Here is a 15426-nt window from a genome sequence, read left to right as displayed (position 1 = left end):
GTGTTTCGGTAGAATTGCCGGCTTTGCACCAGTTCAATGTGTTATGTCTGATATATCCCTCCGTATTACTGAAATATTCTGCTCGTTACAAGGTGAAGCCCGTACTGTGGGATGCCCAACGGTGTTTGTGCGTTTAACCGGCTGTCCTTTGCGCTGCGGTTACTGTGACTCTGCATACGCCTTTCATGGCGGAGAGAGAAAGACACTGGCGGAGATTCTGCAAAAAGTGGACGGATATGGTGCTCGCTATGTCTGCGTCACGGGTGGAGAGCCTTTGGCTCAGCCAGACTGTAAACACTTACTTACTGCTTTGTGTGATAAGGGATATGAAGTCTCACTGGAAACCAGTGGTGCAATGGATGTTGAAGAGGTGGACGAGCGGGTCAGTATTGTCATGGATCTCAAAACACCGGCTTCGGGCGAGGTCGAGAAAAACCTCTATGCCAATATTCCTAAGTTGTCAGACAAAGATCAGGTCAAGTTTGTTCTCTGTGATCGTCAGGATTATCAGTGGGCCAAAATGAAACTGGACGAATACCGTCTGACTAATCAGGTTGGTGAAGTACTATTTTCCCCAAGCTACGAGGGGGTAACGCCAAAAGAGTTGGCGGAGTGGATCTTAGAGGACAAGCTGGACGTTCGTTTTCAAATTCAATTACATAAATACATTTGGGGCGATAAGCCCGGCGTGTAAGTTATTTGTTGTTTCAGAAAGGTTTGGTTGTGAGTAAAAAACGTGCAGTGATTCTTGTGTCTGGTGGTCTGGACTCTACTACGGTTCTGGCTATCGCTCTGGCAAATGGGTATGAGTGTTATACCTTGAGTTTTGACTATGGGCAGCGGCACCGGGCTGAGCTAGAGGCTGCAGAAAGGGTCTCGAACGCAATGAATGTGCAGGAACACAAGGTGGTCTCTCTTGATCTGGGGACAATTGGTGGTTCAGCATTGACCGATAGTAATATCGACGTACCTGAAGAAGAGACGGATGGCATTCCCGTTACCTACGTTCCCGCTCGCAACACGGTGTTCCTGTCTATTGCATTGGGATGGGCTGAGGTCCTCGGAGCTGAGGCGATTTTCATTGGCGTAAATGCGGTGGATTACTCTGGATACCCGGACTGCCGCCCTGATTACATTCGCGCCTATCAAACAATGGCAAACTTGGCCACGAAGGTTGGAGTTGAAGGTCAGGGAGTGTCTATTGAAACTCCTCTGATTGATTTAACCAAAGCACAAATAATTCAGGCCGGAGTGGATTTAGGGGTGGATTATTCACTCACAGTATCCTGTTATCAGGCTTCTGAAGATGGTGTTGCCTGTGGTAAGTGTGATAGCTGTCGTTTACGAAAACAGGGTTTTATTGAAGCTGGCGTACAAGATCCAACCCGATATCAGGCATAAATTTAAAATACGCCATCTTAATGTAATAAATAACTTGTGTTTTGCGGCTAAATCATTACTATATGCGCCTCTTTTGTGGCGGCTGTGAAGTTGCTAAAAGAAAACTGATTATGGGTCGTTAGCTCAGCTGGTAGAGCAGTTGGCTTTTAACCAATTGGTCACTGGTTCGAATCCAGTACGACCCACCATATTCAAAGTGCCATGAAGTCGTTCATGCGCTTAGCCGTAAGGCAAACCGTTTTGGGTCGTTAGCTCAGCTGGTAGAGCAGTTGGCTTTTAACCAATTGGTCACTGGTTCGAATCCAGTACGACCCACCATCTTAAAAAAGGGGCTTTTTTAGCCCCTTTTTTATTTTCAGCCTTAAGCCGCTCTTTATTCTCTGAAAAGATCTTCATGATGTGACTTAATGCTTTTATGTGACCTGCTGTCAGGCAACTTGATCTGTGTGAGACAGTCCAAAAGGTTATGAGCGCGAGTTCTACTGGTAAGGCTTTCTTTTCCGTTGACACGTCATTACCGGTATAATTCGAAGCCTATGTAGTTGAGTATATGGCAATGAGTGAATTGGAAACCCTGCACAAAGAAATGGGGACAAACCCGCAAGAACTGGTTAAGCAGTATTTGGATGATGCCCTAAAATATCGAGAGTCACATCCACCCCATAAAACCGAGCACTTTCGTGAACAAATAAAACAGTTGCTCATCAAGCACAATGCCGTGCTTATTGCTCATTATTATACCTCTCCAGAAATTCAATCCCTTGCTGAAGAAACTGGCGGCTGTGTTGCTGATTCTCTGGAAATGGCGAGGTTTGGTAAGAACCATTCTGCTGAGACTTTGGTGGTTGCCGGGGTTAAGTTTATGGGAGAGACATCCAAAATTCTTTCTCCCGAAAAGCGTGTGCTTATGCCCACCTTGGAGGCAACCTGTTCATTGGATTTGGGGTGCCCTGTGAATGAGTTTTCTGCATTCTGTGATCAACATCCTGACCGCACTGTCGTGGTTTATGCCAACACGTCCGCGGCGGTCAAAGCGCGTGCAGATTGGGTTGTTACATCCAGCATCGCTTTAGATGTTGTGGATTATCTGGACAGCAAGGGTGAGAAGATTCTTTGGGCTCCAGACAAGCACTTGGGCAATTACGTGGCCAAGAAGACTGGTGCTGACGTGCTGCTGTGGGATGGCTCCTGTATTGTTCACGAAGAGTTCAAGGCTCGTGGAATTCTGGATTTGAAAAAGCAGCACCCTGAAGCTGGAATCCTTGTTCACCCTGAGTCACCAGAGTCCGTGGTCGATATTGCTGATGCGGTGGGCTCCACATCACAGCTTATTGCTGCCACTCAAACATTGGATAACCCCAGCTTTATTGTCGCTACAGATCAGGGCATTTTCTACAAAATGCAGCAGGCCTGCCCGGATAAACAGCTTTTTATCGCGCCAACAGCTGGTTCCGGTGCAACTTGCAGAAGCTGTGCAAATTGCCCCTGGATGGCTATGAATGAATTGGATAATCTGGTTCAGGTGTTTGAGAACACAAAAACCAAAGAGATCGTAGTTGACCCCGAATTGGGCAAAAAAGCCATGATTCCTTTGCAGCGTATGTTGGACTTTAAGAAATAGAGCCAGCTTTTAAACTGTCTGAAGCCCTTATCTTTCGCGCCGATTCATAAGTAATAGAGCATCCGCAATTAGTGGCTGCTCTATTCGTTGCTATTACGTGTTATCCGGACTGTCTTTTTTGTTCGCTTTCTTTAGTTCAAGAATAAAATCTGGCAGTGGTTTGAATTCCGTGTCGGTGTCCATTGCTGTTTGCATTTCCTTAATGCGTTCAATTCGTTTCTCCGTGTGTGGGTGAGTGCTTAATATCTGGGGCGGTTCTTTCCCGTCATATTCCTTTTGTAATACTTCAAAAAGCGCTTCTGCACCCCCAATATGGCCGTATTCGGCTGACAAAACGCCCAGTGCATCATGGTCTGATAGTTCTTCTTGGGAGCGACTGAAGGTTAAGGTCGTCAACATACTGAGGTTGCCTAGCAGTTGCTGGACGGCGACACCATCGCCCACACCGGATAAACTAACCAAAACCAGCCCTACTGCAACGCCACGGCCAAGGGCGACGATAGGGTGGCGATGCTTGATATGAGCAATCTCATGGGCCATCACCATTGCCAGTGCATTTTCATGGGGAAGGGTTTCTAGCAGGCCTTTGAAGATGACAATGTTACCGCCCAGTGTGGCAAAAGCGTTCACTGTATCGCCTTCTGAGTAATGCACTGTAATCGTCATTCCTTCCGGCAACGCTTGATGCTCGCTCAAAGAGTCAGCCAGCTGCTGTAGATAGCCTTCTATTTGTTGATGGTTATCCGATATTTCCTCTGATTGCATGCTCGCAGTGAAACTTTCCCCCATTCGACCGAGCCATTGGGACTCTTTCTCAAAAGGAATCAACGTCACCAGATACTGCACTGTGACCGCGAGTAGAAAGACGGCAACAATGACTAATCCCGCTACTCCGGCAATAAGAGTAAAAAACTCTTTCAGTGGGTGAACCTGCGTGACATTGATTCCTTCAGGTATCTCTGGGTTGGAATATCGCATTACGTTCCTCAGTCAAATTGCTTATCGTGCAGGGCTGTACCATAGGCTAATACTTCAACACAACCTACCTGTTGGCGCTGGCCTTTGGTGATTGAAGCAGTTTCCAGCTTGACGTTGACAATGATATTGGCCCCCATAGCAGAAGCTTCCTCCTTCATGCGTAATAGTGCTTCTCTGCGTGCGCGTTCGAGCAATGATTCGTAAGAGGTTATTCTTCCGCCTATTAATGCTCGTAGCCCTGCAACAATCTGTTTAAAGTAATCGATGGAAATTACCACTGACCCGGTGACAAGTTGGGCGTTCTGTTCCTCCGTCACTGATGGAGGGTATCTGTTACTGAAGGTGAGAAGGTGTCGAAGCTCTTTTTCACGTTTGATTATTGAGCGGAAATGGCTTTTTTCCAATGCCTGTCCGACAAAGTAGCCCAGGCTCAGCAACACCAGAAATATAATTAAATCGTACATAAAACACCTGTGTGCGTATGAATTCTGATGAAACCGGGTTTTTTACTCTTCCAGGATTACCGCTGTGCCATAGGCAAATAACTCGGCGGCGCCTGCGGTGACGGAGGAGGTTGAATAGCGCACATTTAATACGGCGTTAGCGCCAATGGCTTGGGCCTGCTCAATCATCCTCTCTGTTGCTTCTTGCCGAGCCTCTGTCAGTAGCTCGGTATAACCTTTAAGTTCTCCACCAAAAATGTTTTTTAGTCCAGCCATAAGATCTCGTCCGGCATGCTTGGCTCGAACCGTGTTGCCTTGAACCATGCCAAGGTGTTTTGCAATACGTTTGCCGGGGATAATTTCTATGTTGGTTACGATCATTGTAAGCCTGCTCCGCTTGGTAAATTTTAGGTTCTTAAGACTATATGAGTTTGCGGTCAAAAAGAACTTGCCTGGATTAAATATGATTAGGATGTTTGTTTTTTATTTGTGCTCTATTTGATACAGATCTTTTCCAAAAACCGGGTTTTTGCTATTAAATTTGTTATTTTATCCTAATAATGTAAGGTTTTTAGGATGAGCATTGATTGGTTCTGGTGAACCTTTTAAAATAACAAAAATCGGCAATTATTTAACTACATCAAATTGGACCAACCGTGAATACGATCGTCGGGTCACACCACTATCTTGAGTCAGATAACAAGCTTAACCTTTTGAGTATGCTCTCCCCTCTGTTGTTATGCTTGTTGCCGCAAGGCGGCATATAACAATTTCCTCCCCATACACATATAAACAATAGAATTCAGTTCCGCTGAGGAAGGCCTCAGTTATGGAGTTAGCGATGAGCAAAGAAAAACTAGTCATTTTTGATACGACCCTGAGGGATGGAGAGCAGAGCCCTGGCGCGTCCATGACCAAAGAAGAGAAAGTACGCATTGCCAAAATGTTGGAAAAAATGCGGGTGGATGTGATTGAAGCCGGTTTCGCCATCGCGAGCCCTGGTGATTTTGATGCGGTTCAGGCTGTGGCCAACACGATTAAGGATTCAACCGTATGTAGTTTGGCGCGCGCAGTCGATACCGATATTGACCGTGCTGGAGAGGCATTGAAGGGGGCTAACTCGTCTCGTATTCATACATTCATTGCCACTTCTCCGATTCACATGAAGTACAAGCTCAAAATGGAGCCCGAGCAGGTACTTGAACAAGCTATCCGTGCGGTGAAGCGGGCGCGAGGTTTTACCGATGATGTCGAATTTTCTCTGGAAGATGGTAGTCGTTCAGAGTTTGAGTTTATGTGCCGTATTACCGAAGCAGCAATTGCTGCTGGTGCATCGACTATTAACGTTCCTGATACGGTTGGTTATGGTGAGCCGGGTGAGTATGGTGCAATGTTTAAGCGCTTGATTGAGGCCGTGCCCAACTCCGATAAAGCTATTTTTTCAACGCACTGTCACAACGACCTGGGGTTGGCTGTTGCTAACTCTCTTTCTGCGGTGATGAACGGTGTTCGGCAGATTGAATGTACTATTAATGGCCTTGGTGAGCGTGCTGGTAATGCCGCCCTGGAAGAAATCGTAATGGCGGTGAGGACTCGTAAGGATTTATTCCCGGTGGAAACCGGCATTGTTTCCGAGCATATAGTGCCCACATCGCGCTTGGTATCGTCGATAACCGGTTTCCCTGTGCAGCCAAATAAAGCCATTGTCGGTGCTAATGCGTTTGCTCATGAATCGGGTATTCACCAGGATGGCGTGCTTAAACACCGCGAAACCTACGAGATCATGCGTGCTGAAGATGTAGGGTGGAACACTAATAAAATTGTTTTGGGCAAGCACTCTGGTCGCGCTGCGGTTAAAGCTCGCTTCGAAGCGCTGGGTATTACGTTTGAATCTCAGGATGCGCTGAATCAGGCGTTTTCCCGCTTTAAAGAACTAGCCGATAAAAAACACGAAATTTTTGATGAAGACCTTCAGTCTCTTCTGACATCCGCCTCAAGTGAAAGTACTGAAGAAACCTATATTCTGATTGATGTAGAAAGCCAGTCCCGTTCCGGGGAAAAATCCAAGTCCAGAATCTCCCTACAAGTTGAAGGCCAGGATATGGAAGCGCATGCGGAGGGCAGTGGGCCGGTTGACGCGGCCTATAAAGCGATTGAGAGCGTGGTTAAGAGCAACTCAGATCTTCTGCTGTATTCTGTAAATGCGATTACTCAAGGGACTGATTCTCAGGGAGAGGTGACGGTTCGGCTTGAACGCAACGGCATTATCGTTAATGGGGTTGGTGCCGATACTGATATTGTGGTTGCATCGGTGAAAGCCTACCTCCATGCGTTAAATTTGCTTTCTTCTCCTGGGCGCTCTCATCCTCAACGGGATGGTGTTTAGTGCTGTCAACTGAGCTAGAATGCGTGCTTTGGCAGCGGAATGTAATATGAACGAGCGGCAGCGAATGCAATATATGGAGGCGATGGGCATTGATATGTTCGTGCCTCGTTATATCCTGCCGAATTCGCTGCCTGTCCAACAATGCGCGTTACCTGCCGAGCCGGCATTCGAACAAGCTCGGATCGAAGAGCCCATAGCGCAGCCATCTGCCTTCGATCAAAGTGAATCCAGCGTTGTTGAGCAGTTCGTTAAAATTAATCTGGATGAACCTGAAAGCAAAAAGCCCGTCGAGCCTGTTCAATCAATACAAAAGCTTATTGATAATGTCAAAGCGGTTGTGTCTGATACACCGGTTGAAAAAGCCGTTTTTACTTTGAATATCTGGCACTTGGAAAACGTATTTGTTTTGGACTCATGCCAACCAGGTGAAGCCCTACCGACAGAAAGGTTGATTACCAATATTCTCATCCAACTGAATCTTTTACCTGTCAGGTTACCTCGCGCAGAGATGTTGACGTGGCCGATAGTGAATAGTCGACCGCAAGACCAGTCTTGGGAAGATGCTCGCCAAATGGTCAGTGCGTTTATTGATAGTCGTTTAGAAACAAAGCCCGTAGAAAAACTATTTCTTTTTGGTGAAGAAGCTTTTCGTGCATTGGATTCATCCGGGAAAAAGTTTGATGAGCAAAAATTTACTCAAGTGTCTTTGGAAGGGCAACCAATACCGGCATATGTCTTACCAAGTTTGGCTGATTTACTTCGAAATCCTGTGCAAAAAAAATCTGTGTGGCAGCTGTTACACAGTTGTTTAAAAGTTTAATTTTCTGTCCCGTCATATTCCCTCCATACAAGCGAGAATATCATTAGCATATGAATTCTGTTTTTCTTACCTTTCACCTGGCAAATGGCAAACTCTGCGCAGTTAAAAATCTCGTTGAGGAAGATCTGTCTAAGGTTTATCACAACGAATGCCTTGCCAATCCTTTCCCTTGGAAAAAAAGTCATTTTGAGAGCTCTCTAACATCAAGCCATTTGTGTGTTGGTGTCTATAGCGATGACCAGGCGTTAATAGGGCACGGAGTTTTTTCTCTTGCAGCGGGCGAAGCGGAATTGCTGAATATTGCGGTTATTCCCGGTTATCAAGGGCAGGGAATTGCGCGAGAATTTTTATCTGCAATGTGTGACTACTTACAAGAGTTTGCCCGGGAAATTTTTTTAGAGGTTCGTGAAAACAATATCAGGGCGATTTCTGTTTATGAGCATACCGGTTTTAATTGCGTTGGCGAACGACCTAACTATTACCCGGGCTCTCTGAATGGAAAACAATCGAGGGAAACAGCGTTAATTTACGCCAGATCGTTGAGGATATAACAAAGGCATATGGTATCTCTGCAAACATCACTAACTGAAGGCTCCATTTTTAAGCGGCTCTTAAATATGAGCTTCCCAATGATGATTGGGCTTTTGGCGACCATGTCGTTTAATTTGGTCGATACGTATTTTGTTTCAGGGTTAGGCAAAGATTCTCTGGCCGCGCTGAGTTTTACCTTTCCAATTATCATGCTTGTCTTTTCCATATCTATTGGTTTGGGTGCAGGAACATCATCGGTTGTATCCAGAGCCGTTGGCGAAAAAGATGAACAAGCGGTAAAGGAATTGGTTACGGACAGCATACTATTGAGTATGACTATCGTTGGTGTTGTTTCGATTATTGGTTTGCTCACCATTGAGCCTGTATTTCGTATGCTCGGTGCAGGAGATGATGTACTTCCCCTTGTTAAAGCCTACATGTATCCCTGGTTTATTGGTGCAGTGCCAATGGCCGTGCCGATGGTGGTGATGTCGTCGTTTCGTGCCATGGGTAATACCAAGTTACAGGGTGTGGCCATGATCGCCATGGCTGTGGTAAACGCAATATTAGATCCAATACTAATATATGGTTGGTGGATTTTTCCCCGTATGGAAATCCAGGGGGCTGCGGTGGCTTCCCTTGTTGTCCGCTTGTGTGGATTATTGTTGATTGGGTATTGGCTGGTGTTTCGGTATAAGCTACTTGTGAATCCATTTAATGGATCGAGAATAATCCGTTCGTGGCAAAAAATTCTTCATATTGGAATACCTGCAACCGCGACCAATATTATTATTCCTGCATCCAGCGCCGTTATTGTTGGAATCGTGGCGACTCATGGCAATGAAGCTGTCGCCGGTTTTGGTGCTGCGGTTCGTGTAGAAGCCATATCGCTTATTTGTTTCTACGCGCTTTCCGCTGTTATTGGTCCTTTTTGCGGACAGAACCTTGGGGCAAGCGAATTTGAACGGCTGTTCCGAGCGCAGAAAGTTTGTGCAAAGGTATGCCTCTCAATCGGGCTATCGGTCACGGTTATCCTGGCGTTGTTTGGTGCGCATGTAGGAAGAATCTTCAGTGCGAACCCAGAAGTGATTGAGGTGGTTCGTTTTTATTTGCTTATCGTGCCGATTAGCTATTCAGCGTATGGGATTGTGATGGTGGTGAATGCCTCGTTTAATGGGCTTGGATTGCCCATCCCCGGCGTTTTATTATCTTCAACTCGAGTGATATTGCTATTATTGCCGTTAGCATGGTTAGGAAATATGCTTTTGGGTTTGTATGGTGTTTTTATCTCGATTACCTTGTCAAATATTATCGTTGGTACCTGGGCATATTTTTGGGTGAATAAAACAATTCATACGTTGGTCAAGCCTGCTACTGTGTAGTAGGTATTCGTCTTACCTTATAGTTTTTTGGTTTAAAGCGTTAATGCTTAGACTGGATCTTTATAAGCGTGTTTAAAAATTCGTGTCAAAGGGTGCTAACCTTAATACATAACTCCATTCGTGTTGAGGTGTCCAAAGAATAAAGTGAAGGTTCCTGAGGTATTAGTAAAGAGGATATTTTTCTTTTGTGGAATCTTCTTTGCACTTCATGTGCATCTCTCCTTCTCTGCGCCTGAAAATGATACAAAATCCTATTTAAATGTCCATGTTGTGAAGTACTGGGCGGATGGCATGAGTTTGGGGCTAAGAGAATATCAGCTCGAAGCCGTCAAAATGGCATTAGACAAAACTATTGACGACTATGGCCCATATGAACTCATACATAAGCATTCCTATTTTAGTGGTAAGCGCTCTCGTCAAGAGATAGAAATGGATGGACGTCTGAACATGCAGTTTTCTACTGGTTGGGAAAACGGCAAGCTGATTTCAGATAAAGTAAGTTTTATCCTTAACCCCTATATGTTCGGTATGCTGGGATTGCGTCGTTGTATCATTCGACAAGAAGACATACATTTGTTTAAGCAGGCTCGAACGATTGAAGATCTAAAAGAAGTGCGTATTGGACAAGGTGAATTGTGGCCAGACAATCAAGTTTATATTCACAACAAAATACCCCTTGTGGAAGTTGATCGATACGATAATCTGTTCCCGATGTTAGAGCGCGGACGATTTGACTGTATTGCATTAAGTGTATTGGAGATTGATGCTGCGTTGACTCTTTCTCACAAGACAAATGAAACCTTTGTATTAGCTCCAGATTTCTACATTTATTACCCTTTTAACGTGTATTTGGCTGTGAGTAAAAGCAGGTCAGAACTCACTCGGAGAATGACTGAAGGCTTTTCCAGAATGATGAGTTCTGGCGATATGAAGAAACTGTTTAAGCAATATTTTGGTGAAACATTGAAAACACATTTTCAGTCACCTATTCATCCAATATTTTTACCTAATCCTTCTTTTACTCATATAGAAAATCAAAAAAGAATGGAAAACTTCGAATTTGAAGTTTTGCCTTACTTCTATTACCTCAAGTAAAAACTAAGTGGAGTTCTAATTATGGTCGTGATTTATCGGGTCGCGAATCTGTTGATGTCTCGCTGGGTTTCGTCATAAAACCAGACTTCCACTCGCTGATTTTTACTCTTTCCCGATCCTATATGTGAAGCTACAGGCATAAAAGGACCGAAACCGACGACCGCATCTGTAATCACACCATGATCATACAAAGCCGATTTAACTGTTGTGGCTCGTAACTTGGAGAGAACAATTGCCCGTTGATTGTTTTGTTTTAAATCACCGAAGCCGATTAACTGAATCCGTTTGTTTTTGTTTTGTGGAAGTTGAATAAAACTTACCAGACGGAGAATATCCTGCTTTGCTTTATTATCGAGTTGAGCGCTGTTTTCCCTGAAACGGAAGTTGATAGATAACCGTTCAGAATTTTTTACGAGAGACAGATATTCGTCTGGACCATCCATATCTTCTGGCGCACTCTGGCTGATCGGATTGAGAGAAATAAAACCGATTTGTTGGGCGATTGCTTGACCTTCACTGCTTTTTACGTAATGAATAAACTCTTCCACAATCGGTAGAGGTATCTTTTCCGGGGTATACATAAAAAGCCGTCGGGATAGTGGGTAGTCTTCAGTGGCAACATAAAGTGGTTGTGGTTGAAGTGGCGATGTATATTGGTCGGAAATTCCCAGCGTTTTGACTCTGCTTGTCGAGGCAAGACCAACAAAACCAATCCCCGATGTATCCTGAGCAACTCTGTCAGCCAAATGATCGTTAGATTCAAACCGGGTAGCCTGTGAAGTAAGTTGCTTAGTGTTTTTTAACACCAGAGTATTAAATGTATCCCAGGTTCCAGAGTTATTATCTCTAGCGTACACCGATATTTTTTGATTTGCTCCGCCAATCTGTGACCAGTTGGTAACCTCACCAGAAAAAATATCAGAAATTTGTTTTAACGTTAAATCTATCAGAGGGTTGTGCTTGTTAACTATTACTGCCAGTCCATCGATAGCAACAATGTGTTCGGCAGATACATTAGTCATATCGCCGTATGATTGAAGAAGTTTAACTTCATTGTTGCGAATCGGCCTGGAGGACATTGCGATATCGGCTTCATTTTCATTTAATGCAGAAAAACCCGTGCTGGAGCCGTGAGCATATATATCCACGTAGATATCTTTTTCGCCGTTCTTACCTGTGACACGATATTCATTTTCCTTAGAAAGTGAACGTATCTGTATAGATTTTGCGCCTTTCTTTTCGAGAAATTCTACAACCCATTTTGGCGCTAGTTCTGCTCCTATGGTGTTGGAACCTTTTATTGCAAATAGTCGTCCTGAATTCTCTGGAGAGAGCGTCGATAGAGCATGGCTGTATAGGGGAGTAAATAAAGCAATAAGAAAAAAAACGGTATGGGTTAATTTATGTTGTCTATGATTCATACACCTCACCTCATAGTTGGAGGTGAAATCTACGCATTTAATGTTTCTGTTATATGAAATTTTGCGTGAAAATGGTAATTATTATGTGAGAGGTGATTTTATCGCATCAACAATTTCCAATATTCGCGCAACATACTGGTCTTTAGGGCGGAAACTACCGATGGAGCTTTGAAAAAAGTCATGCTCCAACTTATCTATGAATAAGTTTAACCTTCGGTTGTGTAGCCCCAGTACGGCTTGTATCGGGTCTGTTATCAGCCCGGATATGGATGCCATCACAGCAAGCAAAGCAAGCACAACTGCAATGCTTCCGGTAATTAAATAACCTGAAGGTTCTGGTGGGAATATCGAATAATATAGCCCTCCAATATGTTGGCCAAATATAAAATTATTTTTCGCGTTTTCCTTGGCAATAATAAAAGCAATTAACACGCCGATACCCAGTCCGCCAGGAGTAAACTTATTAAATGCTGCTGCACCCACAATGGTGCTGACAAATGTATTGGTGATATCCGATGAGGCGGTTCGGGTTATTGCATATTGGGTTAGAGCATCGTGTATGGCATGATCCACCGTTGAGCTTAATTGTGGTGTCTGATCATTTAAATGTAATGTTGAATTAATCTCCTTCTGAATTAACTGTTCCAGTCTTGAGGTACAGTTTTCATTATTCGTGCGCTGTAATAGGTTGGTGGAAACCAAATTGACCACATGTTGTTGAACTTTGGTGGTCAGCCCGGCTGGCATTCGATTCAGTAGGTTGTACAGGCGTGCAGATCCCGTTTTTTGGGCTAGAATAGCGAATAAGCTAATTGTTACGTATACGGGAGCCCAAAATAAATTAAACGGTGCGCGTAGTATGTCCCAACCAAGTGCAACCTTGTTCGTATGCCAGGCACCGGGATATATATAATGCTGCATAATGAATTCAGGAATCCGTAGGCGACATTCATTGAAGTACTGATCTGCCCCCCGCCGAATGGCATTTTTTAATGCTGCTTCGTGTGTTTGTTTACCCGTGTTTGACATTTAACTGCTTAGTATCTCGACCGTTGTTATTTTACTTACTAACATGCAGTGACTTTATCAAAAAAGCACTAACGATAAACTATTGCTGCGCCAAATTAATTACTATAAAAACGTTAAAAAGGAATATGTTATGAAACTGACGTCGTTCGTATCCAGTCTCATCGCTTGTGCTGTATTAACCTTCCCCTTTACTCACGCTACGGCTAAAGGAAGTGATTTACAAAAGCTTTCCGAGGTTCTCGCCGCGCAGTCTGATGAAACAAAAACCCGGTATGAGTATCGACACCCACAGGAAACAATTGAATTCTTTGGTATTAAACCTGGAATGACTGTGGTTGAAGCGTTACCCGGTGGCGGGTGGTATTCACAAATCTTGGTACCGTACCTGGGAGAAAAAGGCCGGCTGGTTGGTGTAGATTATTCTTCAGAGCTATGGCCACATTTCGAATGGATGAATGAAAAGTTTTTGCAAGGCCGAAAGGATTGGCTGGAGAGCTTTCCGGAAAATGCTAAAGAGTGGGGCAAGGGACAGGGAGCGAAGACTGAAGCCTATACTTTTGCGACTTTGCCTAAGAAATTAACCAAGCAAGCCGATGCCGTACTTTTCATCCGTGCGTTACACAACCTGAATCGCTTTGAGCCCAAGGGGCAGTTTATGACTCAGGCGTTGAACGAATCATATCGAATGCTCAAAAAGGGGGGAGTGCTTGGTGTCGTGCAGCATGAGACCAGTGACGCGAATGCGGATGGTTCAACTGGTTATATGGAAAAGCAGGCGCTTATTAACGTTATCGAGAATGCTGGCTTTAATCTCGTTGCCGAGTCAGATATTAACCAGAATGCAAAAGACAAGGCCGATGGTATTGTGTGGCGTCTGCCTCCAACGTACAGCGGTGTAAAAGATGACCCAAAACAAAAGGAGGCGAATAAGGCAATAGGGGAGTCAAACCGCATGACGCTTAAATTTGTCAAAGTAGGAAAATCTAAGCGCTAATCCCAAAGCATTTCTGTTAATGGGCGGACTTCGTTTCTTCGCCCATTACCGGTTGGTCAGCCATAGAACCAAGGATGGCCTCTTTTTCACCTATTACATGTTTCGAAGTAAGCGCCAAAGATGTCTTTCGTGCATACGTTACTCCTTCGAATGCTCTTGTAGGTACTCCAAGCGCCACTTTCCACCTTCATCAGTAAAAACTGGGATGTGTACATAATTTGGTCAGGAAATATCCTTGGATGCTGGTTTCGTCATATTTGTATTGGCATGATTTTTATTTTGATGTTTTTGGCGAAAATTGCGCGTATTTGGTCGTTTTTGTGACAAAAAATGCGTTTTTTTGACAAGTTAAAACGAAACCCAAGACGGCGCGTTTGGCTTCTTTCAGTCGAAAAATTTAACACCGCTACCTTATGCTAAATTGTGTGACGTAGTTCACGTTTTGGGGGTTTTCTCGTGCTTGGTTTAATAACGGCAGATTGTTTTAATAACCGTGTTCGAAGGCGAAAATAGTTTCTTGGCGATATGAGTAGGTAACGTACAAATTGCTTATTCAGTGCCCCCCGAAGAGCGTCTTCAGTGAAGTTTTCGGGAGCAAGGTAGAAGTGCCACGTTGAGGGATTTTTAGCCTTTCGGCTTAGACTAATTTACAGGATTTGGTTGCATTGCGTCGGCCAAGCTTTTGTGGGCTTTTTATCTAAAATCTTAGGAGATACTTAGATGCAAATTTATGTTCTACACGATGGTATTAAAGGGAATGTCACTGCTGAGGGCTTTGCTGACCACTATAAAGCAGAAAGCTTCAGTTTCGGTGTTAGCCGTAACCTAAGCATGACTACTGGTAGCACATCTAACCGTGAATCAGACAACCCAACTTTGAGCGAAGTGACTTTAACTAAGTACGCTGACAACTCTGCTACAGAACTTTTCAAAGACTCTGTTGGTGGTGGTAAAGGTGCACAAGGTAAGGACGTAGTTATCAAGTTCGTTCAAACTGGTAGCTCTGGTGACGAAGTGTTCATGGAGTACACGCTTAAGAATACTATGGTTAGCTCTTACTCTGTAACTGCACACGGTACTGAGCAAGCTGTTGAGACTTTCACTCTAAACTACACTGAAATCATGATCAGCTTCAGCGATTACGATTCAGGCAACGCTCAAGCTAGCCCACAACGTGTTGGCTACAACGTTGAGAAAACTACTGTACTATAAGCCCTTTGCATATTGCATAGCGCTTTACAGTCTTGCGGGGAGCTTAAAGCTCCCCGCAGTTAACTTTGGTACCTCTCCCGCGATTAGACTCCGCAAGGTATGCAAAAAAGCGC

Annotated in this window: 15 protein-coding genes and 2 tRNA genes; 12 read left to right on the top strand and 5 right to left on the bottom strand. The window is 44.3% G+C overall.

From position 1 onward, the window contains the following. Positions 1-43: 43 nt before the first annotated feature. The 5 genes from queE (at position 44) to nadA (ending at position 3022) form a co-directional block, all read left to right on the top strand. Complete coding sequence (queE, locus tag P5V12_RS14090) at positions 44-694, top strand: 7-carboxy-7-deazaguanine synthase QueE (RefSeq protein WP_316953724.1); 651 nt, start codon at positions 44-46, stop codon at positions 692-694. Between the two features lie 29 nt (positions 695-723). Beyond that, positions 724-1401 (top strand): 7-cyano-7-deazaguanine synthase QueC, encoded by a 678-nt coding sequence (gene queC / locus P5V12_RS14085; RefSeq protein ID WP_316953723.1) that lies wholly within the window; start codon positions 724-726, stop codon positions 1399-1401. A gap of 112 nt (positions 1402-1513) precedes the next feature. Then, a tRNA-Lys gene (locus tag P5V12_RS14080) sits at positions 1514-1589 on the top strand. A gap of 54 nt (positions 1590-1643) precedes the next feature. Further along, positions 1644-1719 (top strand) — tRNA-Lys (locus P5V12_RS14075). Between the two features lie 238 nt (positions 1720-1957). Continuing rightward, on the top strand, positions 1958-3022 hold the full coding sequence (gene nadA / locus P5V12_RS14070; RefSeq protein WP_316953722.1) for a quinolinate synthase NadA: 1065 nt from the start codon (positions 1958-1960) through the stop codon (positions 3020-3022). A gap of 93 nt (positions 3023-3115) precedes the next feature. On the opposite strand, the gene P5V12_RS14065 is transcribed toward nadA, so the two are convergent. Genes P5V12_RS14065 through P5V12_RS14055 form a run of 3 tightly spaced genes read right to left on the bottom strand, consistent with a single transcriptional unit; the run spans position 3116 to position 4824 of the window. Then, positions 3116-4000 (bottom strand): M48 family metallopeptidase, encoded by an 885-nt coding sequence (locus P5V12_RS14065; protein ID WP_316953721.1) that lies wholly within the window; start codon positions 3998-4000, stop codon positions 3116-3118. Positions 4001-4008: 8 nt separating this feature from the next. Beyond that, the gene (locus P5V12_RS14060) at positions 4009-4464 is read right to left on the bottom strand and encodes a YbjQ family protein (RefSeq protein WP_316953720.1); all 456 of its coding nucleotides are present in this window, start codon (positions 4462-4464) and stop codon (positions 4009-4011) included. 42 nt (positions 4465-4506) lie between these two features. Beyond that, entirely contained in the window at positions 4507-4824 is a 318-nt protein-coding gene (locus P5V12_RS14055) for a YbjQ family protein (RefSeq protein WP_316953719.1), read from the bottom strand. Positions 4825-5284: 460 nt separating this feature from the next. On the opposite strand from P5V12_RS14055, the gene P5V12_RS14050 reads away from it, so the two are divergent. The 5 genes from P5V12_RS14050 (at position 5285) to P5V12_RS14030 (ending at position 10657) form a co-directional block, all read left to right on the top strand. Further along, positions 5285-6829, top strand: coding sequence for a 2-isopropylmalate synthase (locus P5V12_RS14050; RefSeq protein ID WP_316953718.1), 1545 nt, complete (start codon positions 5285-5287; stop codon positions 6827-6829). A 46-nt stretch (positions 6830-6875) separates the two neighbouring features. Next, positions 6876-7649, top strand: a complete 774-nt coding sequence (locus P5V12_RS14045; protein ID WP_316953717.1) for a hypothetical protein — start codon at positions 6876-6878, stop codon at positions 7647-7649. Positions 7650-7699: 50 nt separating this feature from the next. Next, the gene (rimI, locus tag P5V12_RS14040) at positions 7700-8200 is read left to right on the top strand and encodes a ribosomal protein S18-alanine N-acetyltransferase (RefSeq protein WP_316953716.1); all 501 of its coding nucleotides are present in this window, start codon (positions 7700-7702) and stop codon (positions 8198-8200) included. A 78-nt stretch (positions 8201-8278) separates the two neighbouring features. After that, positions 8279-9562: an MATE family efflux transporter gene (locus P5V12_RS14035; RefSeq protein WP_316953715.1), complete on the top strand. Its 1284-nt coding sequence runs from the start codon at positions 8279-8281 to the stop codon at positions 9560-9562. Between the two features lie 270 nt (positions 9563-9832). Continuing rightward, a complete protein-coding gene (locus P5V12_RS14030; RefSeq protein ID WP_316953714.1) occupies positions 9833-10657 on the top strand; it encodes a transporter substrate-binding domain-containing protein in 825 nt (274 codons plus the stop codon). Positions 10658-10689: 32 nt separating this feature from the next. Here P5V12_RS14030 and P5V12_RS14025 read toward each other — a convergent pair whose 3' ends face one another. Beyond that, the gene (locus P5V12_RS14025; protein ID WP_316953713.1) at positions 10690-12078 is read right to left on the bottom strand and encodes a substrate-binding domain-containing protein; all 1389 of its coding nucleotides are present in this window, start codon (positions 12076-12078) and stop codon (positions 10690-10692) included. Between the two features lie 81 nt (positions 12079-12159). After that, positions 12160-13107, bottom strand: coding sequence for a DUF6635 family protein (locus tag P5V12_RS14020; RefSeq protein ID WP_316953712.1), 948 nt, complete (start codon positions 13105-13107; stop codon positions 12160-12162). Between the two features lie 130 nt (positions 13108-13237). On the opposite strand from P5V12_RS14020, the gene P5V12_RS14015 reads away from it, so the two are divergent. Together P5V12_RS14015 and P5V12_RS14010 are read left to right on the top strand one after the other, a co-directional pair. Continuing rightward, a complete protein-coding gene (locus P5V12_RS14015; RefSeq protein ID WP_316953711.1) occupies positions 13238-14101 on the top strand; it encodes a methyltransferase in 864 nt (287 codons plus the stop codon). Between the two features lie 720 nt (positions 14102-14821). After that, complete coding sequence (locus tag P5V12_RS14010) at positions 14822-15313, top strand: type VI secretion system tube protein Hcp (protein ID WP_316953710.1); 492 nt, start codon at positions 14822-14824, stop codon at positions 15311-15313. The last annotated feature ends 113 nt before the right edge of the window (positions 15314-15426 follow it).

It is taken from the genome of Teredinibacter sp. KSP-S5-2, assembly GCF_032773895.1.
Lineage (GTDB): Bacteria > Pseudomonadota > Gammaproteobacteria > Pseudomonadales > Cellvibrionaceae.
This window is presented reverse-complemented; position numbering and strand designations above follow the sequence as displayed.